This is a genomic window from Bradyrhizobium sp. NBAIM03 (assembly GCF_020194055.1).
Taxonomy (GTDB): domain Bacteria; phylum Pseudomonadota; class Alphaproteobacteria; order Rhizobiales; family Xanthobacteraceae; genus Bradyrhizobium; species Bradyrhizobium yuanmingense.
On record NZ_JADYVS010000282.1, the window covers coordinates 1 to 387 of the forward strand.

Sequence of the window (387 nt, forward strand, 5' to 3'; positions counted from 1 at the left end):
GTGCTGCTCTCGGCACAGGCGACCGACGTTGGCGTGAACAAGGCGACGCGCAAGCTGTTTCCCGTGGCCAATACACCCGCCAAGCTGCTGGCGCTCGGCGAGGAAGGCATCACCGAATACATCAAGACCATCTGGCTATATCGGACCAAGTGCAAGCACATCCTGCAGACGTGCCGCATCCTGCTCGACCAATACGGCGGTGAAGTGCCGCGTGACCGCGCCGCGCTCGAAGAGCTGCCGGGCGTGGGCCGCAAGACCGCCAACGTGGTGATGAACACGGCCTTTGGTGAGCCGACGATCGCGGTCGACACGCACATTTTTCGCGTGGCCAATCGCACCGGGCTGGCGCCCGGCAAGAACGTGCTCGAAGTCGAGCTGAAGCCTGTC

1 protein-coding gene is annotated in these 387 nt (G+C 63.6%); it reads left to right on the top strand.

Annotated features, from left to right (window positions below; translation table 11 throughout):
- The coding region (nth, locus tag I6F21_RS38515; protein ID WP_225184490.1) for an endonuclease III at positions 1 to 387 on the top strand (387 nt) is incomplete at both ends.